The 24,499-nt window shown below is 47.2% G+C and carries 26 protein-coding genes; 18 read left to right on the top strand and 8 right to left on the bottom strand.

The window, feature by feature from the left end:
- The first annotated feature begins 121 nt into the window (after nt 1-121).
- The 7 genes from ADM98_RS15165 (at nt 122) to ADM98_RS17500 (ending at nt 6,260) form a co-directional block, all read left to right on the top strand.
- Entirely contained in the window at nt 122-1,384 is a 1,263-nt protein-coding gene (locus ADM98_RS15165) for a methyl-accepting chemotaxis protein (RefSeq protein ID WP_235504907.1), read from the top strand.
- A 219-nt stretch (nt 1,385-1,603) separates the two neighbouring features.
- Nucleotides 1,604-3,235, top strand: a complete 1,632-nt coding sequence (locus ADM98_RS15160) for a flagellin N-terminal helical domain-containing protein (protein ID WP_053454201.1) — start codon at nt 1,604-1,606, stop codon at nt 3,233-3,235.
- 152 nt (nt 3,236-3,387) lie between these two features.
- A complete protein-coding gene (locus ADM98_RS15155) occupies nt 3,388-3,744 on the top strand; it encodes a flagellar protein FlaG (protein ID WP_035396237.1) in 357 nt (118 codons plus the stop codon).
- Between the two features lie 20 nt (nt 3,745-3,764).
- The gene (gene fliD / locus ADM98_RS15150; protein ID WP_053454200.1) at nt 3,765-5,318 is read left to right on the top strand and encodes a flagellar filament capping protein FliD; all 1,554 of its coding nucleotides are present in this window, start codon (nt 3,765-3,767) and stop codon (nt 5,316-5,318) included.
- Between the two features lie 19 nt (nt 5,319-5,337).
- A complete protein-coding gene (gene fliS, locus ADM98_RS15145; protein ID WP_053454199.1) occupies nt 5,338-5,706 on the top strand; it encodes a flagellar export chaperone FliS in 369 nt (122 codons plus the stop codon).
- Nucleotides 5,703-6,056 carry a flagellar protein FliT gene (locus ADM98_RS15140; RefSeq protein WP_053454198.1) on the top strand — a complete coding sequence of 118 codons (354 nt, stop codon included), beginning with the start codon at nt 5,703-5,705 and terminating at the stop codon, nt 6,054-6,056. Before fliS ends, ADM98_RS15140 begins: the two co-directional genes overlap by 4 nt.
- Before the next feature lie 27 nt (nt 6,057-6,083).
- Nucleotides 6,084-6,260, top strand: a complete 177-nt coding sequence (locus ADM98_RS17500) for a hypothetical protein (RefSeq protein WP_200904903.1) — start codon at nt 6,084-6,086, stop codon at nt 6,258-6,260.
- A gap of 38 nt (nt 6,261-6,298) precedes the next feature.
- Here the strand turns inward: ADM98_RS17500 and ADM98_RS15135 are convergent, their stop codons facing one another.
- From ADM98_RS15135 to ADM98_RS15100, 8 genes are all read right to left on the bottom strand, one after another.
- Entirely contained in the window at nt 6,299-8,032 is a 1,734-nt protein-coding gene (locus tag ADM98_RS15135) for a GGDEF domain-containing protein (protein WP_053454197.1), read from the bottom strand.
- Between the two features lie 29 nt (nt 8,033-8,061).
- Nucleotides 8,062-8,730, bottom strand: coding sequence for a DUF2225 domain-containing protein (locus tag ADM98_RS15130; protein ID WP_053454196.1), 669 nt, complete (start codon nt 8,728-8,730; stop codon nt 8,062-8,064).
- A 24-nt stretch (nt 8,731-8,754) separates the two neighbouring features.
- A complete protein-coding gene (locus tag ADM98_RS15125) occupies nt 8,755-9,195 on the bottom strand; it encodes a YaaR family protein (RefSeq protein WP_053454195.1) in 441 nt (146 codons plus the stop codon).
- A 16-nt stretch (nt 9,196-9,211) separates the two neighbouring features.
- Nucleotides 9,212-10,099 carry a flagellin N-terminal helical domain-containing protein gene (locus ADM98_RS15120; RefSeq protein ID WP_053454194.1) on the bottom strand — a complete coding sequence of 296 codons (888 nt, stop codon included), beginning with the start codon at nt 10,097-10,099 and terminating at the stop codon, nt 9,212-9,214.
- Nucleotides 10,096-10,488 (bottom strand): flagellar export chaperone FliS, encoded by a 393-nt coding sequence (locus ADM98_RS15115; RefSeq protein WP_053454193.1) that lies wholly within the window; start codon nt 10,486-10,488, stop codon nt 10,096-10,098. The genes ADM98_RS15120 and ADM98_RS15115 overlap by 4 nt, the downstream gene beginning before the upstream one ends.
- Nucleotides 10,485-10,775 carry an EscU/YscU/HrcU family type III secretion system export apparatus switch protein gene (locus ADM98_RS15110; protein ID WP_053454192.1) on the bottom strand — a complete coding sequence of 97 codons (291 nt, stop codon included), beginning with the start codon at nt 10,773-10,775 and terminating at the stop codon, nt 10,485-10,487. Before ADM98_RS15110 ends, ADM98_RS15115 begins: the two co-directional genes overlap by 4 nt.
- A gap of 11 nt (nt 10,776-10,786) precedes the next feature.
- Nucleotides 10,787-12,628: a hypothetical protein gene (locus ADM98_RS15105; RefSeq protein ID WP_053454191.1), complete on the bottom strand. Its 1,842-nt coding sequence runs from the start codon at nt 12,626-12,628 to the stop codon at nt 10,787-10,789.
- 94 nt (nt 12,629-12,722) lie between these two features.
- Entirely contained in the window at nt 12,723-13,229 is a 507-nt protein-coding gene (locus ADM98_RS15100; RefSeq protein ID WP_023469249.1) for a competence protein ComK, read from the bottom strand.
- 252 nt (nt 13,230-13,481) lie between these two features.
- Here ADM98_RS15100 and ADM98_RS15095 point away from each other — a divergent pair, with 252 nt between their 5' ends.
- From ADM98_RS15095 to ADM98_RS15045, 11 genes are all read left to right on the top strand, one after another.
- On the top strand, nt 13,482-13,682 hold the full coding sequence (locus ADM98_RS15095) for a cold shock domain-containing protein (protein WP_053454190.1): 201 nt from the start codon (nt 13,482-13,484) through the stop codon (nt 13,680-13,682).
- A gap of 279 nt (nt 13,683-13,961) precedes the next feature.
- Nucleotides 13,962-14,525: a ribosome hibernation-promoting factor, HPF/YfiA family gene (gene hpf, locus ADM98_RS15090; RefSeq protein WP_035410035.1), complete on the top strand. Its 564-nt coding sequence runs from the start codon at nt 13,962-13,964 to the stop codon at nt 14,523-14,525.
- A 217-nt stretch (nt 14,526-14,742) separates the two neighbouring features.
- Complete coding sequence (gene secA / locus ADM98_RS15085) at nt 14,743-17,262, top strand: preprotein translocase subunit SecA (RefSeq protein WP_053454189.1); 2,520 nt, start codon at nt 14,743-14,745, stop codon at nt 17,260-17,262.
- 68 nt (nt 17,263-17,330) lie between these two features.
- Nucleotides 17,331-18,431 (top strand): peptide chain release factor 2, encoded by a 1,101-nt coding sequence (gene prfB / locus ADM98_RS15080; protein ID WP_023469245.1) that lies wholly within the window; start codon nt 17,331-17,333, stop codon nt 18,429-18,431.
- A gap of 58 nt (nt 18,432-18,489) precedes the next feature.
- Nucleotides 18,490-19,257 (top strand): class I SAM-dependent methyltransferase, encoded by a 768-nt coding sequence (locus ADM98_RS15075; protein ID WP_053454188.1) that lies wholly within the window; start codon nt 18,490-18,492, stop codon nt 19,255-19,257.
- On the top strand, nt 19,257-19,760 hold the full coding sequence (locus tag ADM98_RS15070; RefSeq protein WP_053454187.1) for a GNAT family N-acetyltransferase: 504 nt from the start codon (nt 19,257-19,259) through the stop codon (nt 19,758-19,760). The genes ADM98_RS15075 and ADM98_RS15070 overlap by 1 nt, the downstream gene beginning before the upstream one ends.
- A gap of 97 nt (nt 19,761-19,857) precedes the next feature.
- A complete protein-coding gene (locus tag ADM98_RS15065) occupies nt 19,858-20,727 on the top strand; it encodes a YitT family protein (protein WP_053454186.1) in 870 nt (289 codons plus the stop codon).
- 115 nt (nt 20,728-20,842) lie between these two features.
- Entirely contained in the window at nt 20,843-21,217 is a 375-nt protein-coding gene (gene cccB / locus ADM98_RS15060) for a cytochrome c551 (RefSeq protein WP_200904902.1), read from the top strand.
- A 194-nt stretch (nt 21,218-21,411) separates the two neighbouring features.
- Complete coding sequence (ftsE, locus tag ADM98_RS15055) at nt 21,412-22,098, top strand: cell division ATP-binding protein FtsE (protein ID WP_023469240.1); 687 nt, start codon at nt 21,412-21,414, stop codon at nt 22,096-22,098.
- Nucleotides 22,088-22,987 carry a permease-like cell division protein FtsX gene (gene ftsX, locus ADM98_RS15050; protein WP_053454185.1) on the top strand — a complete coding sequence of 300 codons (900 nt, stop codon included), beginning with the start codon at nt 22,088-22,090 and terminating at the stop codon, nt 22,985-22,987. The genes ftsE and ftsX overlap by 11 nt, the downstream gene beginning before the upstream one ends.
- 40 nt (nt 22,988-23,027) lie before the next feature.
- On the top strand, nt 23,028-24,410 hold the full coding sequence (locus ADM98_RS15045) for a murein hydrolase activator EnvC family protein (RefSeq protein WP_053454184.1): 1,383 nt from the start codon (nt 23,028-23,030) through the stop codon (nt 24,408-24,410).
- Nucleotides 24,411-24,499: the final 89 nt, after the last annotated feature.

Here is a 24,499-nt window from a genome sequence, read left to right as displayed (position 1 = left end):
TAATTTTATTCTGAAATCAGGTCAATCGACTAAAATCGCTTTCATTATCAACCGATAGATAGAACGGTGAAAAGAAGAACCAAGAAGGGAAGTCGCAGTTATGAAAAGATTTCGAAGAAACTTGAAGTTACGATTGTTCTTTTGGGTATTGGTGATCTCGGCCGTCACAAGTGGTATCTCAGCACAACTCGTCTTATATCTACACCGTGGGCTCGACGTCGCGGATACGAATGCGATCTGGGTTGGAGCGGGTATCGGTCTTCTCCTCTCATTGATTGGAACGACGTTGACACAACTCATTCTCCGTCAACCAATCAAAGCGATTGAAAAGGCGACCGAGACAGCACGCGAAGTCGCAAACGGCAACTTCGATGTTGATTTTGAAGAAGCAAAACGTGGAGATGAAGTCGATCAGCTCATGCATGAGCTCGAAGTAATGGTCTTACATATCCGCAAACAAGCAACACAAATGGGGAGCTCAAGCGATAAATTGACGGCGTCAGCGCAAGAAATCGCAGCAGCTGTCCAAGAAGGAAACGCGTCTGGTGAAAGCATTCGTTCAGCAATGGCGGAGTTATCTGCAAAAATGAACGAAAACGTTGATCAAGCCTATCTATCAATGGACGCACTCGGTGCGGTCAAGCGGACGATGGATGAAGTCGCAGCAGAAATGAACGAAGCGTTGAAATCAGCGACAGTCATGCAGACGGAAGCGCAGAACGGGAAGACACTCGCGACGGATTCGGTTGAAGCGATGCATATGATTTCGAAGAAGATGGAGCAGTCAGCGACACTCAACGGTCGATTGACGGACATGACAGGTGAAATCTCACGCATCACGGATGTCATCAGTGACATTTCTGCTCAGACGAATCTACTCAGCTTGAATGCTTCGATTGAAGCGGCACGTGCGGGTGAAGCAGGGCGTGGCTTTGCTGTCGTTGCAGCGGAAGTTAAAAAACTTGCGGAGCAAACTGCGACGTCAGCAAAAGAAATCACGGATCTGATTTCAGGCGTCAAACGTCTCGTTAATGATACGGCGAACGCGATGACGGATGTCCAAAACGAAGTCGCGACAGGCGTCGGGCTCGTCGAACAAGCTGGTTCGTCATTTGAAGAGATTCATCATTCGACGGAGCATGTCTATTCACGCGTGAAATCGGTCGACCAACTCGTTGTCAAATCGGACCAAGAGATTGATCAAGTCGGTCTGACGACAGCGAATATCCTTGCGATGGTCGAGGAAGCATCGAAACACGCAGAGCAAGTCTTGCAGGCATCAAGTCATCAAGCGGCTTCACTCGGTGAAGTCAACGGCGCGATGGAAGAATTGGTTGCAGTAGCGGAGCAATTACAGGAAGAGACAGGCGCGACGCGTCTTTGAATGATGAGGAATCGTGTATCCTGAAACGGGATGCACGATTTTTTTTTTTTGGATTTTTTTGAAAAAAGCATTAAACATTTCGGAGGGACGACGATATATAGGGTGGAAGCAGTCATCGACTAATTCTACCGTGTCACCCTTGGGCCGGCCAGGGGGCACATCTCGGAGAAGACGGATCTTCGAAGAGACAAAAAACTTATCCTATGGAGGGAAATTACAATGATTATCAATCACAACATTACAGCTCTCAATACGCACAGTAAGCTATCTTCAGCTTCTGCTGCGCAAAGCAAATCAATGGAAAAATTAGCTTCAGGTCTTCGTATCAACCGTGCAGGTGACGATGCAGCTGGTCTTGCAATCTCTGAAAAAATGCGTGCTCAGGTTCGTGGACTTGATCAAGCATCACGTAACGCACAAGACGGAATTTCATTGATTCAAACGGCTGAGGGTGCATTGAATGAAACACACGATATTCTTCAACGTGTTCGTGAACTCGCGGATCAATCAGCAAACGGTACAATTACGAACGATGATCGTAAAGCGATTCAAGATGAAGTCAAGCAATTAAAAGAAGAAGTAGATCGCATTGGTAACACGACTGAATTCAATACACAAAAATTATTGAATGGTGCTTTGAAATCAGCTGGTGCTACTGTTGGCAGTGATAGCACAATCGGATCAAATGTGTTAAATCAAACAGCCGCTAAGTTAACTGGTGCTACTAACTTCTCTGCTGTAGATGCATCAGGTGTATCTTTAGCAGCAAAAGATAAAATCAAAGTTGATAATGTTGAAATTGAAGTTGACTGGGATAAAGGCCTTACTGATGCTGAAAAAACATTATTCAAAGGTGATTACTCAACAACAGCAATGACAGATTCTCAAAAATCGGATATTAAAGATGCGATTGGTCGCGTTTTAAATGATGCTATTTCAGCACACAATGCTGCAAATGGAACAAGTGTAGCTCCTGTTAAAGTATACGAAGCAGGTGGAAAATTAGTTTTAGAAAGTGGTTCAAACGGACAAACTTCTAAATTGGATACTACAAATGCAACTGTACTTGATACATTTGCTGACGCAGCAACTACAACTGCAGCTGGACAAGACCAATTAGCAAAAGCAGTAACAGCTGAAAAGCTTTCATTTGAAGTTGGTGGTGTTAAATTACAAACTGCAGCATTAACAGCGGCAGCTGCTAACAGTGATGCAACAACTGTAGCAACAGATATTCAAACAAAAATGCGTGCAGCAATCGACACATACAATACAGGTGCTGGATTATCAAAAGGACAAGAAGGATTCATTGACAAAGATGCAGTATTTGTAGAAGCAAAAGGTGGTCACTTCACGGTTTCTTCTTCAAACGGACCTGTATCATTTAATGAGTCTGAAGGATCTTCACTTGTTAAAGATCTTGGATTGACTCAAGCTCAAACAGAAGCATCAGGAAATGGTGGAATGACATTCCAAATCGGTGCTAACAAAGGTCAAACAATTACATTCGGAGTAAACGACATGCGTTCATCAGCTCTTGGTATTGCTAACGTAGACGTTTCTTCACAATCAGGAGCTTCACAATCACTTACTGCTCTTGATAAAGCAATCAAAACGGTTTCTTCTGAACGCGGAAAACTTGGTGCTGTTCAAAACCGTCTTGAGCACACAATCAATAACTTGAAAACATCTTCTGAAAACATTACAGCGGCTGAATCACGTATTCGTGACGTTGATATGGCGAAAGAAATGATGAACCAAACAAAGAACTCGATTCTTGCACAGGCTGCTCAAGCAATGTTAGCTCAAGCTAACCAACAGCCACAAGGTGTTCTTCAATTACTCCGTTAATCGGATTTATAGATTACTTAAAGTCATGGGCTCGTTCCATGGCTTTTTTTTATTGGTTTAATTGAATGATAGGTTTTATAAATTAAATAGTATTAAGAATTAAGCTAATAGACCGATACATTACATAGAGAATAAATAAGGAGTGACAGACAATGAATTCCATCAATACGGAAATCCGGCTTCACCTGCCTTCGAACGTTTTACCATATGAAGCGACGAAAAATGTCTTCGTCGAAGCAAACCAAGCAGAGTTGGAGGAAGATGGCGTCATTGTCTTGCCGACTCCTCAACACGTCCAAAAACTTGAAGTAGCGATTGAGCAAGCGAATGTGAAGCTGGAATTGCAACGGACAGGATTGAAGTTCGTCAAACATGAAAAATTAAACGAGTATTATATTCAGGTCGTGGATACGAACGATAATGTCGTACAAGAGATTCCAAGTAAAAAGGAACTTGATTTCTTTGCAGCATTTCTTGAATTCAACCAATTGATTGATAAACGGATTTAATAAGAGAAGGGACTGATTCGATGGCAGGAATCCGACTCAGCGGACTAGCGAGCGGCATCGACACCGAAACAATGATTAAACAATTAATGCAGGCGGAGCGTGCTCCCGTCGATCGCTTATCGCAAAAGAAACAGACGATGACGTGGCAACGCGATGCGTATCGTGAAATGAATCGAGCGTTGCTTGATTTACGTTCTGCTGCGAGTGATATGTTGTTTTCTAAAAACTACTCAGCTAAGACAGTGTCTAGTTCTTCGTCTGCTATCCTAGTGACAGCAAGTACAAGTGCGACAGAAGGTAGTTTGACGATTGATAAGGTAAAACAATTAGCAACAGCATCGGCAGTCACATTAAAGACTGATAACGGAAAATCAAGTGACACTGCATTAAAAGATACAGCCTGGTTTGATTCATCAAGTGGAAAAGTTAAAGTACAGATTAATACATTTGACGCGGCAGGAACATCTGTCTCGGAAACGCTAGAACTGGATGCTACGCAAAAAATTTCTGATTTGACAGCTGCAATCAATGCAAAGACTAGTTTAGGAATGAATGCTGTTTATAATGAACTGACAGGTAAACTAGTCCTAACCAAAACAAGTAGTGGTGACTTGGGTTCAGGAGACGACATCGTCATTCGTGACGCCACAATTAGTACTGATGTTGCGAAAACTTCGACTGCCGGAGTAGAAGGTAAAAATGCAATTTACGTTATTGGTGGACAAGAACTCGAACAAAAGTCAAATACCTTTACGCAAAACGGATTAACAATTACTTTGAACAGTGCGACAGACACTTCAACGACAATCAATACTAAACTTGACACACAGGCGAACTTTGATTCGATTAAGAAGTTCGTCGATAAGTATAATGACATGATCGATAAGATGAACAAGAAAGTTCGAGAAGAGAAGTATCGAGATTTTCAACCGTTGACTGATGCCCAGCGAAAAGAACTAAGCGAAGACGAAGTCAAGAAGTGGGAAGAAAAAGCGATGAGTGGTGTCTTGAAAAATGATCCTTACTTGCGTGATGGCATGAATGACTTCCGCAGTACGTTGTCAGCGAAGATTGATACCGGCTACACGATTCCTTCTGCTTCAGGTCCTGTCGTGCTAAGTTCACTGTCGCAAATCGGGATTACGTCGACGAGTGATTTCCGTGATGGTGGGAAAATCAAACTTGACGAAACAAAATTAAAAGAGATGCTCGAAAAACATCCGGATGGTGTCTATCGTCTTTTTACGGCAGATGCACCCGCTAAAATCAAGCAAGCTGATGGAACGGAAATCGATAACCCGAATGGATTAAGTGGTTTCGTTCGCCAAATTCAAACTTTTACGACGAATTTGCGTGATAAAATTTCGAACGTCGCTGGGCGTGATGGATCTGTCGCGACAACGTACCGACTTGGTAAGTCGCTTGCAGATATCGATAAAAGCATGCTGTCTTGGGAAGACAAGCTCAAACGTAAAGAAGATAGCTACTATCGTCGATTCGCAGCGATGGAACAAGCCATGAACCAAGCGAACAGTCAGTCGGCTACACTTGCAGGCTATCTCGGTCAAGGATAATAATGAAGGAGGCAACGTAATGAATCCTTATGCTACGTATCAGACAAATTCAGTCACAACAGCATTACCACAAGATTTGACGCTCATGCTGTATGAAGGATTGATCAAATTTGCGATGCTCGCGAAACGATCGATTGAACAAGGATTGATCGAACAAAAGAATACAAACATCCAAAAAGCACAAGCGATCATCAGTGAACTGCAACTGACACTCAATCAGTCGATTGCATTATCAAAAGACTTGAATGCATTGTATGATTATATGCAAATGCGGTTGATGGATGCGAACATCAAGAATGATGTCGTCGCGATCGAGGAAGTGATAGGCTTTGCGGAAGAGTTCCGTGAGACGTGGAAAGAAGCGATGAAGCTCGCGAAGCAACGATGAGTCCGCTTGATCCGCTTCGCCTCAAGACGAAACGGTTGATGGAATTACTTGATCAGACGCCGAGCGACGAGACGTATGATGATTGGATTGAAAAAATTCAGCATCTGCTGAATGAACGGGAAGCGTTCATTGCCGCACATTCCAATTTACTAGCCGGTGCAAATCAAGCGATCATTCAGGAGTTGGTGGCAGACAGCCGACAAATTGACTTGAAATTATCAGCGGAAACGGCTAAATTAGGGGTACAAATTAGTCAGTTGCGTCAAACGCAGTCGAGCCGGAAGTCATATGTCGATCCGTACGAGGATGTCGACAATAGCTTTTCCCCGTATTTTGATTCGCGTCAGTAATGTTTTTGCGTGAGGGAGGAATCTTTCGTGAAGAAACAAGAGCAGAGTAAACGCCGTGTCCCACAAACCTATTTTCAATCGGACGGTTCGTACGATCAGTTCATTGAACCGGATGTCGAGACGGAGTCTTGGGAAGCGCTCGAGCGTCCGATCTCGGAACAACCGGATGCGTATGAGGAAGAAAAGTATCGCCGTGAATCATGACACGATAAAAAGAACGGAATCCGTGGATTCCGTTCTTTTTATTTGAAGCGATAAGCATTTTTGTCTTCCTGCTTGACGGTATACATCGCTTCGTCCGCACGAATCAACAGGAGACTCGTCGTCGTTCCGTCTTCCGGGTAACGTGCAATCCCGATCGAAGGTGTGACGTGCATCGTCTGCGCTTGATAAAGGAATACCTCATTCAGCCGCTTGAGAATACTTTCTGCGTAATGGATCGTGCCCGCTCGATTTCGGTGTAAGAAGACGATGAATTCGTCACCTCCAAGGCGTGCAGCCATCTCTGCTTCCTGCAGGTCGGCTTCTAGACGTCGTGCCGTCTCTTGTAGAACGAAGTCCCCCGCGTCATGACCGAACTGATCATTGATGTCTTTAAAGCCATCTAAGTCGATGAACAGTAATGATCCTTCTTGCCAATGTGGTAGTTCATTTGATAGAACTTCCTCGAAGTAACGACGATTCGGTAATCCAGTGAGCGCGTCCTGGTATCCGAGCGAGCGCAACATCCGTTCTTCTGTCAAAGCATGCGTCCGGTCCGCTAAGATGATGTAGAAGTCATGCTCGCGCGGAATCGAGATGACCGTCACTTCAAAAGCACGTCCATCGTCGAGTTGCATCAATTGATGTTCAATCGGTGTTCCTTGCCAACTGATCGGGACGATCTGTTCCATTAGATGATCCGGAAGCTGTCCGGCAGGGAAATACTGTTCCGCAATTGGATTCATCGTTTTTTCATGACCGTTGGCGTCCATCCGAACGATTGGATACGGATGATTCAAAAATAGCCGACGGTACTCTTCCTTTCGCAGTTCGAGGCGCTCCGTTTTTTCGCTGACGCGTTGCAATAACTCATTTTCCGAGAGGCCCAACTCACGCAAGAGTCGTGTGTTTTGACGCTCGGAGAAAAATTGGCGTACGAAAAAGAGCGAGAAGAGACCGATGAGACTGCTCCAGTAGATGGTAGATGGGATCGGTACGTACGAGATGCCACCGACGACAATTAATAGACTGAGGTAGGGAAGGTACGAGATCGTCCATCGTTCAGAGGCTTCTGGTGAGTGCGATTTGCGATAATACCGTAAGAGACCGTATAAGCTGACCGGGTACAGCGGAAAGAACCAACTGGCGATGTCGAGCTGATTCCGGATGAAAAACGTATAGTACCCGAAAATCGCAAAGATGAACAATAGCATCGATCGAATCAGTAAGCGATGTGATTTATTGTGTAAGCCAGTCGTATAAAGTAAGAAGAAAAAGAACAGTTGTGCCATGAAGCTAAGTGCAAAACCGCTCATCCCGACGAGTTCGATTGGAGAACGGGCGAAATCTGGGATATAGCGTAAGACGATCGTATAGCCGAAGACGAACGTCATACCAAAGAGTAAAATCCCGTCGACGTAAAGAAGCGGTAAGCGACGGACCGTCGTCCAATTGATCTGTTTCGCGAATGTCCGCGCTGTCAGGATAAAAAAGCCGGTAATCGTCAGGTTGACGACGGTATCGAGCTCCGGTGGATGCCAGGCAACTGGTAAGAAGCTAAAGGCAAAGTTCAAGATGATACCGATCGTGAACCACTCGATTGCTCGCCGGATGATCGGTAACGTGCCGGAAGTACGAGCGACCCATGAGCAATAGAGAAGTCCGGCAATCGTACTGAAGACAGCAAAAATCGGACCAGCATGAAACCAGCTTGATCCGAGAATGGCAATGTACGTAACGATGACATACCACTGGACGCGAGACATCTGTCGCATGCATGATCCTCCTTTTTTATGTAGTTTGGTTAGACGTTATGTGTTTCGCGATACAATTCCCAATGTTCCCGTGCTTCTTTTTTCGTCCGGTCCGACACGGTCTTACTTTGGAAGATGAGACCATACCATTGTTTCGCATCATCCGTCCGTTTTAAGACAGCATACAAGTCACTGATCCGCAGTAAGAGGACATCGTGGGGGATACCGGTACGAACAGCGTCGGTATAATTGAGATATAAGGCTTCGTACTTCGTAACCGACCGTTCCATCCACTGCAATTCTTGTGCTTCGTCTCCGAGCATCCGGTACATCCAGGCAATCCGGACGCCGAGCATGGCGAGGATTGCTTCTTTTTGTCCGGTCACTTGCGCCGTATAGAGCGCTAATTTATATAGCTGTAAGGATTGTTCAATCGTTCGCTCCGTCGCTGCGAACGGTAATACCGGGAGCGTCGGCAAGATTTGCTCTTCGAGCGTCTGACGCACGTCCGTCCGCAACTTTTCAAACGACTCATGAAAGACGAAGCGGCAGTGCGAACACTGAATCGGTTCATACAGGTAGGGGTTCGATCCTTGGTAATGGACGAAGCCATCGAAATCCGTGCGCTCAACCCGGATATGACGGGACAGGACACGCTTCGTCTCTGTTTCTTTTAAACAATAGGTACACTTACATTTTTTAAAATACAACTCAGGCATGGATAATCTCCTCGTGATGTCGGATTAGACAAAGACGTTAACGAGCATGCCTTTGATTTCACCGACTTGATCTAAAATATCAAGTCGTCTTGATTCTCCGGATAAGACGGTGTCCGTCAATTGCAATAGCTTCGTATCGACCTGTTCGACGACCTTATAGATTTTCGTTCGTCCGCGGCGATTGAAGCCACGTTTCTCTTCTAGTTGTTGTGACTGATCCAGTGCATCCTTCAGGAAGTCCTTGATCTTCTCCTTGTAGCTCTCTAGGTTTTCGATCGTATGACTCTCAGCGAGGAGTTGACCGTGTTCTTCGACGAGCAGTAACTTTTGCTGGAGACGTTCATAGCCTTTGTGTTCTCGTTTATCCTGCATTAAGGCAGAGAAGGTCGTCGATGCCTCGACTTCCCGAGGACCGGACCGAGCTGCCTGAAGTCGTTGGGTTTCTTGAATGCGGCGAATGTCCATAAATGACACTTCCTTCTTAGTTGAGTAGTTGCAAGACGCCTTGCGGTAATGCGTTCGCTTGCGCAATCATGGCCATACCGGATTGGTTGAGGATGTTATATTTCGCATACTCCATCATTTCCCGTGCCATATCGGTATCGCGAATCCGTGACTCGGACGCCGTCAAGTTCTCGCGGCTGATACTGAGAACGGAATTCGTTGCTTCAAAACGGTTCTGGATCGCACCAAGCTTCGCGCGTTGATTTGACACACTATCAATGGCCTTTGTATAAAGAGAAACAGCAGTGTCTGCGTTGTTACTTGTCATGATGCTCAAAGCATATTCGTTCGTGCCACTCGTGTCCGTCATGGCGACACTACCTGTCGCTGGTGCTGTCGTAGTACTAATACCAAGTGCTAATGAACGCATATCCTCTACATTAATTGAAATGCCCTCGTTAGCACCAGTATTTGTTTGAATGAATAGAGTACTTTTCCCTTCACCGAAGTCACCCGTCAGGATGTCTTTACCGTTGAACTGGGTCGTCTTTGCGATCCGTGTCACTTCATTCGTCAATTGGTCGATTTCGGATTGGATCGAAGAACGGTCTTCAGGAGCAAGTGTTCCGTTACCTGCTTGGACGGCGAGTTCGCGCATCCGTTGTAAGAGACTATGCGTTTCATTCATGCCGCCTTCTAACGTCTGCACCATCGAGATGCCGTCCAGAACGTTTTGTTCCGCTTTATCGAGTGCCTGCAAGCGATTCCGCATCTTCTCAGAGATGGCGAGACCGGCAGCATCGTCCGCAGCGCGGTTGATTTTTTGACCACTTGATAGTTTATCCATCGTTGTCTTAACGTTTAATTGATTCGCCGTCAGGTTGCGATACGCCTTTAGAGCCTGGACGTTGTTTGAGATTCTCATTCGTATGCCATCCTTTCATATCCTGCATGGTGGGCTGCCCGGGCGAGCGGGCGCTTATCTGTACTTGCTGCTTGCCACGTAATTAGCAGTTCTTCAGCAAGGAAAAGTGCTTCCGTGAGCACGTGATGTTCTGTGTAGGCACGCAGAGTCTGTTGACCGAGATAGAAGTACAACGCTTCAAGTTGAGACGTGATGATCCCGCCGTCGTCATGGAGTCCTTCCGAGAGCTTCGTCAGTAGCGCGTAGGCTTTTTGTAGACGTTCATTCATGTGATCAAACGCTTTTGCTTCAATCGCCGTGATTGCCTGTTCGTACTGAAAGACAAGTCCTTGCAACATTTTTTCCGTCAATTGTTGTGGAGTCATCTGATACAGTTCTTGTTCTGTCATGTCTGTCGTCCTTTCGCGTGGTCCAGTTCTTCGATCAATAAGAGGAGTTCTGCCATGACGTCATAGAGTTGCGGTGGAATTGCGGTCCCAAGATCAAGATCGAGTAGGTGACCGAGTAACGATGTATCGTGTTCGACAGCGATCCCGTTGGCTCGAGCTTCCTGTAAAATCCGGTCTGCCGCTTGTCCTGTCGCTCGGGCGACGACGACGGGTGCTTGTCCAGATGCTTCATCGTAACGCAGAACGGCAGCTGACTTCCGGTGCTTCAAATCAATTTTCTGGTACATGGCGTCCTCCTTTAAATCCGGTAGTCATACCCGTTTGGTGTCTCATCCTTCTGCGCGGCGACGTCTTGGCGTTCTTCTTTCGTGAATGGTCGGAACTGAATCCGGACATCCTGATAACCGGTCGCTTCTAAGGCATCTGTCGTCCGTTCGAGGAAAGGAGCGGCAAGTCGCTCGAGAATCGGAAGATCATTTTCGATCGTGATTTGCATCTTTCGGTTAACGGTTTCGACGCGCACACCAATGTCACCGAGACGTTTCGTATTCAACTGGACGTACAACGTATTGTTTTCCCAGTCGATCACTTCATCCGGGCGTTTATTTTGAAGATGAACATGAAGACCGGCCGTCGCTTCGACGATTTGGACTGGAAGTGATAACAGGATCTGATTCAACTGTTGTTGATTGTCAGGTTTATTGACCTGTTGTTGCGTTGTCAAGAATGATTGAAGCTTCGAAGCTTCCGGGTTGAGAGTTGGAGTAGCGAGCTTTAACTCGGCACTTTGTAGCTGCAACGCTTTTTGAACCGTTTCTTGTAAGACTCGCGGACTGTTTTGCTTTGGCTCATACGGTACGAGCTTTGCCGGTGCGTCGCTTGGCGTTCGTGTGCTTGGCGCGTTCCATTCCGGTAAATAGGTCGGGCGTACGTTCGCTGGCGCGTAGCGGAAGGCTTCAAAGCCCGTCCGGACTTCTTGTAGCAGTGCCTTCGCTTCTGTTCCCCGACCGAGTGACGCGAGTTCAGCGCCGAGTTCGAGTTTTGACAAGAAATGAATCAATTGTTTTTCATCCCGCATCGTCGTATGCAACATCGCGTCCGTTTGCTGGAACATTTGCTTCAAGCGGTGTGCCGTACTTTCGATGACAGCGACCATTTGCACCGGGCGGGACTCGACGAGTGGTTCGATTTGCCGCAGTTGCGATACGATCGTTCGCTGTTGGCTCTTGAAATCGTTCGTTACTTCCGCTAATCGAGGAGTCACTTCCCGGACGAGCGTCAGAGCCGACCGTATCGGAGTGGCTGGCTCGACCGGACTTGCGGCACGCGCCGTCAGACCGATCAATTGTTCACGGACACTCGTCTTCGGCTCAAGTGGAGCTTGCGGGAAGTAAGGTGTCAGGTGTTTACGGATCGTTTCGACGTCCCCTTGATCAAGCGCTGTGATCAGTGCCGGACGTTCTTTTAGTGGCAAGTGTTCAATGTACTGGCGCATATGCAGTGGGGTTGCGGTCTCGATATCGCGTTGCGTCGGTAAGGTGACGCGTGCGACGTCAAGTGCAACAGCTTTTTCGAACGTTGGTTGGTCGCGTAAGGCGTCGTGTTCCGGAAGGACGTCGACGAAGTCTTCTGTTGTCGCTAACAGACTATCGATCAAGAGTTCCGCTTCCGGTGGGAGCGCGTGGTCAGGACGAGAGACGAGTTCAAGGACAAGATCCTTGTAGCTGCCTTGTAAAGCCGTGACCAGTTGGGCGACGACTTCTGGTGTTTGAGGCAACTGACCGCTCGCAAGGAGTTTTGCGACAGCCGGTTTCAGTTCTGCTGGCACGCCTTCGAGTAAAGCAGGATCGACGTTTGACGGAATCGAGACGGCGGACGGTGTTTCAGCGTCAGGCTCTGAGACAGCTGGTAGCTGCTCGATCAGATAACCTTCTGCCGTTTGACCTTTTACTTTAAACTGGAAATCACCTGTCGGAACATCTCCAGTGAATGTCATCTCGATTTTATCCCGTCCGACTTGAACGAGCGCCGTATGCGGTCCGGTTTGTTCCAAGACGGTTCCTTTATATGTCTTCGTCTCCGAAAGCACGGTTTGTCCGGCAGGTACCGTCGAACGAGCTGGATTCAACTGGATATTCATCAAACGTCCTCCTTTTTTCAAAATACATCATCTTATTATATATCGGCAGAAACGAAAAAGGGTTGAGCGAAAATATCGCCCAACCTTCGTTTTTTCAAGATTTGATTGCATTAAAGCGTTCCTCTAATGTCATCGCGTTCAATTGTTGATAGCGAGCCATAAGCTCACCTGTTGCTTTCATTTGGTTGCGGACGATGTAAGGAGAGGCGTTCACGGGAAGGATCATGCCATTGCGGGTCTTCAGCTTAGTCTGTCCATCCTCTTCGAGGACATCAATCATATGACTCCAAGCGTACCATTCGCAATCATCACGTTTCGGTGATTTGGTAGGGAAAAAGACGAGGCCGAGTGACGGTTCGATGACAATCGGGACTTTTCCTTTCACGGATGCGACACGTTTTGCGGTGACGATCCGTTCCTCAATAGAACTATTGTACTGCCTGCACGATAATTGCAACAGTTGATACGGTCGAAGTGGCGTCATGATGGTAGAACCATCTTCTAGCACGATGATGGACTGCTTCATCATGTCGTAACAAGGTAAGATTGCTACGGTCCGCTTCGTGATTCGATACTTTTCATCATTATGGAATGGTCGCATGTCGACTACATCCTCCTCAAATGGGACAATGGATAAAACAGGTAATTACTAACGATATAATACAATATTACAAATGTAATGACAATGTAATTTTTTGAAATATAGAACAATGTCTTGGAGGAAATTGATATTTTAGTGGTAATGGTTTCTAAATAATCAGAATTTTTAATTGTCAATAATTCCTTCTTTTGATAGACTAATTCGTGAGAGCTTGCTCTCGTACTCTGGTTTGCGAAGGGAACGTGAATTCGAATGGAACAAGGTAAAGTCAAATGGTTTAACGCTGAAAAGGGTTATGGTTTCATTGAAACGTCTGATGCGAAAGACGTATTCGTACACTTCTCAGCAATTCAAGCTGATGGTTACAAATCACTTGAAGAAGGCGAAGAAGTGGAGTTTGAAATCGTAGAAGGCGATCGTGGTCCACAAGCTGCGAACGTATCTAAACTCTAAACGAAGCAGCCACCACCGTTTTTAGGCGTCTTGCCTAAAAGCGGTTTTTTTGTTTTGAGTCTAATCAAAACGGGTATATACGTTAACATCAACATGCTTCAATATTATCGTACGCTAAGAACCGAAGTGAACGTTCATGAGAATGTCATCGTTTTCATGGTCTTCCTTCACTTATCGTGCTATAATAAAAACGAACCAAAGAATTTCGAATATTCAGAAGGGAACGACTGAATCATCTCGAATTCATAGGTTCAACCGGTTACTTAAGGAGGAGTTTACATGATCTACAACATTCGCGGTGAAAACTTGGACGTCACAGATGCTCTCAAGGATTACGTCGAGAAAAAGCTTGAAAAGTTAACTCGTTATTTTACAACTCCTACGGAAGCGCAAACGGCTTATGTTAATCTCAAAGTCAACAACGAGAAACAAAAAGTCGAAGTGACGATTCCAATGCCAAACCTCTTGCTCCGTGCAGAGGATGTCAATGGCGATATGTATGCAGCAATCGACCTCGTCGTCGATAAGCTCGAACGTCAGATCCGGAAACACAAAACAAAGTTGAACCGGAGAGGGCGCGCTAAAGAAGGCGGCATCGGAGAGTACTTTAAAACGCTCGAAGGACCGGAAGCGGAAGCGCCTGTCTATGAAGAGGACGAGGCTGAACTCGAACTCGTTCGGACGAAGCGTTTCACACTCAAACCAATGGACACGGAAGAAGCAATTCTTCAGATGGACATGCTCGGGCACGCATTCTTCGTCTTCTCAGACGCAGAAACGGGCAACACGAACGTCGTCTACCGTCGTAAGGATGGTCGTTACGGTTTGATTGAACCAGAATAATGAATGCAACAGGGACTCGCTCTTACGGGCGGGTCCCTTTTTGATATGATAAAAAACTATTTCGAAACAAGATACGTTTACTCTATAAGGAGTGACCAGGAGGAAGCGTTTGGTCCGCTTGTTGAAATTTGACGTCGTATTCGGTACACTGAATAAAGGAAAAATCTCGGAATTCTGTTCGTTCAAAGAATCGTTCGAAGTAAGGGGACTGTAAGGCATGGCTAATTTTCTTAAAGAATTATTTGCACCAACGAAACGTGTCCTGAAGAAAGCCGAAAAAGCAGCAGATGCTGTGGAAGCATTCGAGACACAAATCGGTGCGTTATCGGATCAAGAACTCGAAGGAAAAGTCGTTGAATTCCGTGAGCGTCTCGCTAACGGAGAAGACTTAGATGATATTTTACCGGAAGCTTTCGCTGTCTGTCGCGAAGTGTCGACACGTGTTCTCGGCATGCGCCACTACCGCGTTCAGTTGATCGGTGGATATGTCCTGCACAACGGTGACATCGCCGAAATGAAGACCGGGGAAGGTAAGACACTCGTCGCGACTCTCCCTGTATATTTGAATGCCCTCGCTGGCAACGGCGTTCACGTCGTTACCGTCAACGAATATCTCGCAAAACGTGACCGTGACATTATGGAGCCTCTTTACGCGGCACTTGGTCTATCGGTCGGCTTGAACCTCTCAAGCATGTCGCGTCAAGAAAAACAAGCAGCCTACAGCTGTGACATCACGTACGGAACAAACAACGAGTTCGGTTTTGACTACTTGCGTGACAACATGGTCCTTTATAAAGAAGACCGTGTTCAACGGCCGCTTAGTTACGCCGTCGTCGATGAAGTCGACTCGATCCTCGTCGATGAAGCACGGACTCCGCTCATCATCTCAGGGTCGGCTGAAAAATCGACAGCACTCTATTCGCAAGCGGATACGTTCGCGAAAATCATGAAGGCAGATGAAGACTACACGGTCGACATCAAAACGAAGAGTGTCTTGTTGACAGAGCAAGGGATCGACCGTGCTGAGAAATACTTCGGTATCGATAACTTGTTTGGTCTCGATCACGTCTCACTTAACCATCACTTGAGTCTTGCACTTCGGGCGAACGCCGTCATGCACCGCGACGTCGACTATATGGTCCGCGAAGACGAAGTCATGATCATCGACCAGTTCACAGGTCGTGTCATGGAAGGTCGTCGTTACTCAGAAGGCTTACACCAAGCGATCGAAGCGAAGGAAGGCGTCGAGATTCAACGCGAATCGATGACCCTTGCGACGATCACGTATCAAAACTTCTTCCGGATGTACACGAAGCTTGCTGGGATGACCGGTACAGCGAAGACGGAGGAAGAAGAGTTCCGTAATATCTACAACATGCACGTCGTACCGGTTCCGACGAACAAACCGGTCGTCCGAAATGATATGCCAGACTTGATCTTCAAGACGATGAACGGGAAGTTCGCTGCCGTTGCGGACGAAATCGAACGTGCCCACCGCGAAGGACAACCCGTTCTCGTTGGTACGGTTGCCGTTGAGACGTCTGAGTTACTCAGTAACATCCTTAAGAAACGTGGCATCCGTCACGAAGTCTTGAACGCGAAGAACCATGCGCGTGAAGCAGAAATCATCGAGAACGCCGGTCAAGCGAACTCGGTTACGATCGCAACGAACATGGCCGGTCGTGGTACCGACATCAAGCTTGGTGAAGGTGTCTTAGATAAAGGTGGTCTCTTCATTCTCGGGACAGAGCGTCACGAATCACGCCGGATCGATAACCAGCTCCGTGGTCGTGCTGGTCGTCAAGGAGACCCAGGGGCATCACAATTCTATCTATCACTGGAAGATGAATTGATGCGTCGTTTTGGTTCAGACTCCTTGCAGTCAATGATGGACCGTCTCGGGATGGATGATTCGCAACCGATCGAGAGCCGGATGGTGTCTCGTGCTGTTGAATCTGCTCAAAAACGGGTCGAAGGAAATAACTTTGATGCACGGAAACAAGTTCTCGGATACGATAACGTCATGGCAGACCAACGGAAAGTCATGTATGCTGACCGGGCAGCGATTCTTGATGCCGGTTCAGTGTCAGATATCGTCCGTCCGATGATCGAATCAACGATCGAAGCGGGCGTCCATCAATATACGCCGGTCGAGTTCGTACCGGAAGAGTGGAGCATCGGTGCGCTTGCAGAGTGGGCAAACCAAACGCTTGCGATCGAAGAGAAGATCACGGAAAGCGACCTCTTCGGAAAAGAACGCGAAGAAATCATCGAGTTGCTCAAAGAGCGTACATTCGCACACTACGAGCACAAACGGTCAGAAGTGCCGGCCGAAGCATTCGATGAGTTCGAAAAAGTCATCGTCCTTCGTGCTGTTGACCAACACTGGATGAACCACATCGATCAGATGGATCAACTCCGTGAAGGGATTCACCTCCGGGCGTACGGTCAAAACGATCCGCTCCGTGAATACCAATCGGAAGGTTCGATGATGTTTGATGCGATGAACGCTGCGATCGCAGAAGAAGTGACGCAATTTGTCCTTCGTGCGGATCTCGATCCGAACCTCAAACGCGAAAAAGTCGTCCAAGACGAAGTCGCGGTTTCCGGTAAGGAAGACAAAGCAGTCAAGAAAAAACCAGTCCGGAAAAATCCAAACGACCAAATCGGACGAAACGATCCGTGCTGGTGTGGATCCGGTAAGAAATATAAGAACTGTCACGGCCGTCAGGCATAAGTGATGAATCGACTGAAAGAGAGGCAGGAGATTCCTGCCTCTTTTCACGGAAAGAGAAGGTGGAACACATGGAATTAGCAGAAATTCGCAACACCGCCGAGTGGATGGAAAAGAAACTCGACGAATATAAGGCATCACTTGACCTCGAATCGAAGATTGCTCGGATCGAAGAACTTGAAAACGAGATGACGTACCCAGACTTCTGGAACAACCAGGAATCAGCACAAAAAGTCATCGATGAGTCGAACGGCTTAAAAGCGATGGTCGACAAATACAAGGAACTTGAAGCAGGTCACGAGAACGTCGCTTTGACGTACGAATTGATCAAGGAAGAGCCGGATGCGGATCTTCAAGAAGAGCTCGAGTCAGAACTCGGCGACCTCAAGAAGAAGTTCGAAGACTTCGAACTTCAAATCCTCTTAAACGGAGAATATGACGCGAACAACGCGATCCTCGAGTTACACCCAGGTGCGGGTGGGACCGAGTCGCAAGACTGGGCATCGATGTTGCTCCGGATGTACCAACGTTTCTGCGACAAGCAGGGCTGGAAAGTCGAAACGATGGATTATCAACCAGGTGATGAAGCCGGTGTCAAATCGGTCACGCTTCGTATTCAAGGGCACAATGCCTATGGATACTTAAAAGCCGAAAAAGGGATCCATCGTTTAGTCCGGATCTCACCGTTTGACTCATCAGGTCGTCGTCATACATCGTTCGTCTCGTGTGACGTCATGCCAGAATTCAACGATGACATCGATATCGAAGTCCGTACGGAAGACTTACGGATCGATACGTACCGTGCCTCTGGTGCGGGTGGTCAGCACATCAATACGACGGACTCGGCTGTCCGGATCACACACGTTCCAACAGGTGTCGTCGTCTCATGTCAACAAGAACGTTCGCAGATCAAAAACCGTGAAGCGGCGATGAAGATGTTGAAAGCGAAACTCTATCAACGTGAAATCGAAGAGCAACAAAAGAAACTCGACGAAATCCGTGGTGAAAAGTCGGATATCGCGTGGGGTAGCCAAATCCGTTCGTACGTCTTCCACCCATACAGCATGGTCAAGGATCACCGGACGAACTATGAAGTCGGGAACACACAAGGGGCAATGGATGGCGACATCATGGGCTTCATCGATGCGTACCTCCGTCTCATGAATATGTAAGATAACTAACCAGTCGGACGATGTTCGACTGGTTTTTTGACCGTCAGGGGGAGAAGCGATGAAGGAGCAAAGTCGAATCAACAAACAAGCTTGGGAGTACCGAGCATATGAGTTTTGGGAGAAACGTGACGGAACACCGGCAGAATATGCTGCCATCATCAAAGTAAATCCCGCAGCAATGCTGAAGAAACACCGGCATTATTTCGAAGACGTCGCGGGGAAGACGATTGCGAACATCTGCGGTTCAAATGGACGAAAAGCCGTTCCGTTGGCGTTACTCGGGGCAGACGTCACGGTGTTCGATATCTCAGAGGAGAATGCTACGTACGCACTTGAACTAGCGGACCACGCTGAGACGAAAATCGAGTACATTGTCGGGGATGTTTATGAAATCGACCTTGAGCGATACAGCGATACGTTTGATATCCTCTACTTAGAAGGCGGCATCTTACATTACTTTGCTGATCTAGAGCGTTTCTTACAGATTCTCTTTACGATGTTAAAGTCCGGTGGTCAGCTGATCCTCAGTGATTTTCATCCGGTCGGACGCTGGATTAATGCGGATCTGACGTATCGACCGCGTTACTTCGATCAAGCTGTGCAAGCTGATGACTTGGCGTACAAACGGCACTTTACGGATCATGAACAAGGTGATTTTCCAGATGTGTCTGTCCGCTATTTTACACTAAGTGAAATTCTAAACGGCGTCATCAAGACGCGATTCACATTGCAACAGTTCGACGAGCATCGCGGCTGGAACGGTGAGAACATTCCGAAAGAGTTCACGATACTTGCAACCAAACCATTCGAAGGGAGAAATGTCTGATGATCATCCGGAAAGAAGGCTTCAAGGATGCAGCGGGAATCCGGCTCGTCCATGAAGCGGCGTTCGAGCAACCGAACGAAGCGAATCTCGTCGATGCCTTACGTGAGGACGAAGCCGCTCAACCGGTCTTTGGTCGGGTCGCGGTGACCGATAAAGGAGAAATCGTCGGTCATGTTCTATTGAGCCGAATCCATATCGATGACATCCCGTCGCTTGCCTTAGCACCAGTTGGCGTGTTGCCGGTCTGGCAACGAAAAGGGATTGGTTCCGAGTTAATCCGGCAAGTGATTGAAGATGCGCGGGACGCCGGTGAAGCACACATCGTCGTCCTCGGGCATGACAGCTATTATCCGCAGTTCGGTTTTGAACGGGCGGTCGACTACGGCATTGAGCCACCGTTCCCTGTCCCGCCGGAAGTATTCCTCGTTCTTGCGCTCGAACGGAACGCTTTGCGTGGTGTCAGCGGAATCGTCCGCTACAGTCCACCCTTTAGTGCGGTATAAAGGGAACACTGTGAGTTGTTCCGCCTATCTAGTCGTTGTCTGACTTTTCCGCTAAAATGAAACACGAGAATCAATCGATAAGGGGAAATGGAATGTCATGACATCGACACGTCAGGAAGTCGTGCGCGATTATGCGTATTTGTTAATCGGGTCCTTGTTCGTCGCAAGTGCCTTTAGTTTATTTTTAGCACCAAATCAACTCGCCTCAGGAGGCGTCAGTGGGTTATCGATCGTCTTAAACGATCTGTTTGGCATCTCACCCGGGTTATTCCAGCTCGTCGCAAACGTTGTTTTGCTGGCAATCGGCTGGATGATCCTCGGGATGGGCTTTGGTGTCAAATCACTCGTCGGTTCGATCTTCTTACCGGTCGTCATCCTCGTGTATGAACGGTTCGACGTTCCGGCTGCGACGACGAATCCGATGCTTGCTGCGATTTTCGGCGGTGCCGGTGTCGGAATCGGACTGGGTCTGATCTTCCGTGGTCGCGCTTCGACCGGTGGGATGGATTTGATCGCGCAAATCCTGCATCGTTTCACGAAGTTGCCGCTCCATCTGTGTATTGCTTTGCTTGACGGAACGATCGTCATCAGTGCGGCGACGATCTTCTCGCTTGAGATCGGCTTGTATGCTCTTGTTGCTTTATTTATCACGATCAAGATGATTGACGTCGTCCAGCTCGGGATCACAAACGACAAGCTTGCCTATATCATCTCCGATCAACGGGAAGCGTTAGTGAAGGAGATCTTTGAGACGCTCGATCGTGGCGCGACCGAGATCGAAGCAGCAGGCGCATTCACGCGGACGCGCAAACCAATGCTAATGGTTGTCGTTCGTCAAGGGGAAATCACGACGCTCAAAGAGATCGTCAAACACATCGATCCGTCGGCGTTCCTCGTCGTCAGTGAAGCCCATGAGGTCCTTGGACTCGGCTTTACAGACGATAAACGCTATCGCAATGTGCCGTAATTGTTCTTAAAACGTGAAGTTTTTGTGAAATTAGGCTTAACTCCTCTAGATAACGGTTATACTTTAACTAGGTCAGAAGTGTTTATGTAGATACTTATAAGAGGGGGAAATCCGGATGAAGCTGAAAAACTTATTACTAGCATTAGGTCTAGGGACGACGCTCGCGCTCGCAGCATGTGGCGGTAGTGATGATTCAAGTTCAGACGACTCGTCGTCAGGGACAAAAGAAGAATCTACGATGAAAGATGATTCGTCGAAGACAGAATCAGCAGTCGACGCGGAAAAAATCTTTGCGAACAACTGTGCTTCGTGTCACGGGAACAACCTTGAAGGGAACGTCGGTCCGAACCTAACGAAGGTCGGCTCGAAATATTCTTCAGAAGAAATTCAGAAAATCATCAAAAACGGGAAAGGGCAAATGCCTGCTGGAATCCTGAAAGATGATAAAGAAATCGTGGCTGTTGCCGACTGGCTCGCCGCTAAAAAATGATTATGGGATATGATGGGGTACGAGATGACAGACACGACATGTGTTCGTCATCCGTGCCTCTTTTTTATGGTATAATCGCCTGAAATGACATTTGATTGTAATGTGCGTTCAATTTTGTCCCTGTTATAATGGTGTTCGGTAGGTTTTTAGACCTATCGATTCAGCATCAGTAAACCAGTAAGGATGTGAAGTACGTGATCAAGATGCAACGAATCAGTAAGATTTATCCGAACGGCGTCACGGCACTGCGTGAGGTCGATTTGACGATTGATCAAGGCGAATTCGTCTATATCGTCGGTCCGTCGGGTGCGGGTAAGTCAACATTCATGAAAATGATGTACCGCGAAGAGAAACCAACGAGCGGTTCATTTTTATTTAAAGGAATTGAAGTGGGGAAACTGAAGAACCGTCAGATTCCAGAACTCCGTCGCCAAATCGGCGTCATCTTCCAAGATTTTAAATTATTGCCGTCATTGACGGTTTATGAAAATGTCGCCTTCGCACTAGAAGTCGTAGGAGAAGACAAATCACAAATCCGCCAAAAAGTGCTTGAGGTACTCGATCTCGTGAAGCTTAAGCATAAGGAACGGAACTATCCGGATGAACTATCTGGGGGCGAACAACAACGGATCTCGATCGCGAGAGCCATCGTCAACCGCCCGTCACTCGTCATCGCGGATGAGCCGACTGGGAACTTAGATCCGGATACAGCATGGGAGATCATGGAAGTGTTCGAAGAAATTTATCGCCGTGGGACAACGGTCGTAATGGCGACACACAACCGGGATATCGTTAACAAGATGCGTCATCGTGTCTTAGCGATTGATGGTGGAAAAATCGTCCGAGACGAAGAGAAAGGAATGTACGGCTATGAAGTTTAATGGATTCCGTCATTTACGGGAAGGGGCAAAAGGTCTCGTCCGGAACGGCTGGATGACATTCGCTTCTGTCAGTGCCGTTACCGTTACACTACTTCTCGTAGGAATATTCGCAATGCTTATGTTCAACGTCAATAAGATTTCTGATAACGTCGAAAAAGACGTCGAAATCCAAGTGTTCGTCGAACGGGAAGCCGATCAGGCAAAAATTGATTCAGTCGGCGATTCACTGAAGCAATTACCGGGAGTCGCCTCTGTTCGTTATAGTTCGAAAGAAGAAGAACTGGACCGCTTCAAGGAGCAACTTGGCGAAGGTTCACAAGCGTACCGGTCCGTTGAAAAAGATAACCCGCTTCACGACCGATACATCGTCAAAGCTACCTCACCAAAAGAGACAGAAACACTTGCAAATTCCATCAATAAAATGGAAAATATAGATAGTGTCGAATATGGTAAGGACTATGTTAAAAAGATGTTTAACTTCCTTGAAGGAGTTCGGATCGGTGGAATTATCCTGATTGTCGGCTTGACGTTCATGGCGATGTTCCTCATTTCGAATACGATTAAAGTCACGATCTTCTCCCGTCGCCGGGAAATCGAGATCATGCGTCTCGTTGGAGCGAAAAACGGATTTATTCGTGCACCGTTCTTCGTTGAAGGGTTGTTGATGGGTATATTAGGTGCCATCATCCCGATTGTCGTTGTCTACTTTGGTTACGAAGCCTCGTATAATGCGATTCAGCCTCAGCTGTTAACGATTAACGAAGGAATCTTCTCACTGATTCCGCCAGGTCAATTATCACTAGAGGTCGTCTCAATCTTACTCGGTCTCGGTGCATTCATCGGTGTCTGGGGATCGACAACATCACTTGGTCGTTTCTTGAAGATTTAATTGATTCACTCAAAAATAAAATAGAGGAGAGATGCTTCTCATGAAAGTCCGATTCTATTCTGTCGTCCTGAGCCTAGCTTTGATTGGAACTAGCGTGTCCGTTCATGCCACGTCGAAAGAAGATTTGTTGAAGGAACAACAGGAGGTCGAAAGCCGTCTAAAAGAGACGGAACGATCACAGAATCAGACATCAGAGAAGTTGATCTTGACGAAACAGCAGCGCAAGGAAGCCCGTGCGCAACTGGATGAAGTCAACAGCCGTTTGGATGATTTAGCGCGTAAGATAGCCGATCAACAAGCGGCTGTTGCTGCATCTAAGGAACAATTGCGTCTAACGGAAGAAGCAATCTCCGAGACGCTGAAAGAACTGCATCAGCAAGAAGATCTACTTGGCAGTCGCTTACGTGCCGTCCAGCAAAAAGGGGACGTCACCTATATCGAAGTCTTGCTCGACGCAAAGGATTTCGGTGATTTGATTTCGCGCTTTAGCACGGTCAGTGAGATCATCAAACAAGATGATGATGTTCTACAAGCTTATAAAACGAACGTCACTCAGCTGAATGAACAAAGGTCGGATCAAGCCCTGTTGCTCGAGAGTCTAAAACGAGAGCAACGGAAATTACTTGTCCTTCAGACGCAAATCATTGCGGAATCAGATTTGAAGCGGAAGCTGGTCGTGCAGTTGAATACGAAAGTAAAAGCGTTGCAACAAGAGCAGTTCTCAAAAGCCGAAGAGTCAGAAATCCTCGCTGATCAGCGACAATTGATTCAAAATGAATTGGCTGCTCTAAAAGAAGCAGAACGAAAAGCAAAAGAAAAGGCAAAGCGGCGGGCAATCGAGGCAGCACGTCAAGCAGAAGCGAAGCGAGTAGCGGAAGCTAAGCGACAAGCAGAAGCCGCACGTGCTGCTGAAGCGAAACAACAGGAGACGGAAGTTCCAAAAGCAGAACCATCCGTTCCGAAAGTCGAAACACCCGATAAAACTAATACACCGACAGACGTCGAGTCGAGCCGTCCGTTTCATTTACCAGTGCAAGGATATGTTTCATCACCGTTCGGTCCACGGAACAATCCATTGACCGGAAAACCTGAAATCCATAAAGGGATTGACCTCGTCAATGCGAAAGGGACAGCGATTCATGCCGCAGCCGGTGGCATCGTCCTCCGTGCCGGTAGTGCGACAGGGTATGGCAACGTCGTCATGGTGACACACTTGATTGACGGCAAGGTCTACACGACCGTTTACGCGCATCTGGAGTCAATCGATGTAAAAACGGGTCAAACGGTCATGCCGGGTCAAACCGTCGGGACGCTTGGCTCCACCGGTTGGTCGACAGGTCCTCACCTGCACTTCGAATTGCATAAAGGAGAGTGGGCTGCCGGTCAACCGAATGCAGTCGACCCAGCACCGTACATCTTTTAACATCCCATAGAATACCGAAAAGATAGGGTAACCTATCTTTTTTTGCTATACTGAAAAAAATAATGCGTTTTTTAACGGAAGTGGGGAAT

The organism is Exiguobacterium sp. BMC-KP, from assembly GCF_001275385.1.
GTDB lineage: Bacteria > Bacillota > Bacilli > Exiguobacteriales > Exiguobacteriaceae > Exiguobacterium_A.
This window is presented reverse-complemented; position numbering and strand designations above follow the sequence as displayed.

Coding starts and splice junctions, on each gene's coding strand:
- ADM98_RS15160 (WP_053454201.1), top strand. CDS start 1,604: ATGATTATCAATCACAACATTACAGCTCTCAATACGCACAGTAAGCTA.
- ADM98_RS15155 (WP_035396237.1), top strand. CDS start 3,388: ATGAATTCCATCAATACGGAAATCCGGCTTCACCTGCCTTCGAACGTT.
- fliD (WP_053454200.1), top strand. CDS start 3,765: ATGGCAGGAATCCGACTCAGCGGACTAGCGAGCGGCATCGACACCGAA.
- fliS (WP_053454199.1), top strand. CDS start 5,338: ATGAATCCTTATGCTACGTATCAGACAAATTCAGTCACAACAGCATTA.
- ADM98_RS15140 (WP_053454198.1), top strand. CDS start 5,703: ATGAGTCCGCTTGATCCGCTTCGCCTCAAGACGAAACGGTTGATGGAA.
- ADM98_RS15135 (WP_053454197.1), bottom strand. CDS start 8,032: ATGCGACAGATGTCTCGCGTCCAGTGGTATGTCATCGTTACGTACATT.
- ADM98_RS15130 (WP_053454196.1), bottom strand. CDS start 8,730: ATGCCTGAGTTGTATTTTAAAAAATGTAAGTGTACCTATTGTTTAAAA.
- ADM98_RS15125 (WP_053454195.1), bottom strand. CDS start 9,195: ATGGACATTCGCCGCATTCAAGAAACCCAACGACTTCAGGCAGCTCGG.
- ADM98_RS15120 (WP_053454194.1), bottom strand. CDS start 10,099: ATGAGAATCTCAAACAACGTCCAGGCTCTAAAGGCGTATCGCAACCTG.
- ADM98_RS15115 (WP_053454193.1), bottom strand. CDS start 10,488: ATGACAGAACAAGAACTGTATCAGATGACTCCACAACAATTGACGGAA.
- ADM98_RS15110 (WP_053454192.1), bottom strand. CDS start 10,775: ATGTACCAGAAAATTGATTTGAAGCACCGGAAGTCAGCTGCCGTTCTG.
- ADM98_RS15105 (WP_053454191.1), bottom strand. CDS start 12,628: ATGAATATCCAGTTGAATCCAGCTCGTTCGACGGTACCTGCCGGACAA.
- ADM98_RS15100 (WP_023469249.1), bottom strand. CDS start 13,229: ATGCGACCATTCCATAATGATGAAAAGTATCGAATCACGAAGCGGACC.
- ADM98_RS15095 (WP_053454190.1), top strand. CDS start 13,482: ATGGAACAAGGTAAAGTCAAATGGTTTAACGCTGAAAAGGGTTATGGT.
- hpf (WP_035410035.1), top strand. CDS start 13,962: ATGATCTACAACATTCGCGGTGAAAACTTGGACGTCACAGATGCTCTC.
- secA (WP_053454189.1), top strand. CDS start 14,743: ATGGCTAATTTTCTTAAAGAATTATTTGCACCAACGAAACGTGTCCTG.
- prfB (WP_023469245.1), top strand. CDS start 17,331: ATGGAATTAGCAGAAATTCGCAACACCGCCGAGTGGATGGAAAAGAAA.
- ADM98_RS15075 (WP_053454188.1), top strand. CDS start 18,490: ATGAAGGAGCAAAGTCGAATCAACAAACAAGCTTGGGAGTACCGAGCA.
- ADM98_RS15070 (WP_053454187.1), top strand. CDS start 19,257: ATGATCATCCGGAAAGAAGGCTTCAAGGATGCAGCGGGAATCCGGCTC.
- ADM98_RS15065 (WP_053454186.1), top strand. CDS start 19,858: ATGACATCGACACGTCAGGAAGTCGTGCGCGATTATGCGTATTTGTTA.
- cccB (WP_200904902.1), top strand. CDS start 20,843: ATGAAGCTGAAAAACTTATTACTAGCATTAGGTCTAGGGACGACGCTC.
- ftsX (WP_053454185.1), top strand. CDS start 22,088: ATGAAGTTTAATGGATTCCGTCATTTACGGGAAGGGGCAAAAGGTCTC.
- ADM98_RS15045 (WP_053454184.1), top strand. CDS start 23,028: ATGAAAGTCCGATTCTATTCTGTCGTCCTGAGCCTAGCTTTGATTGGA.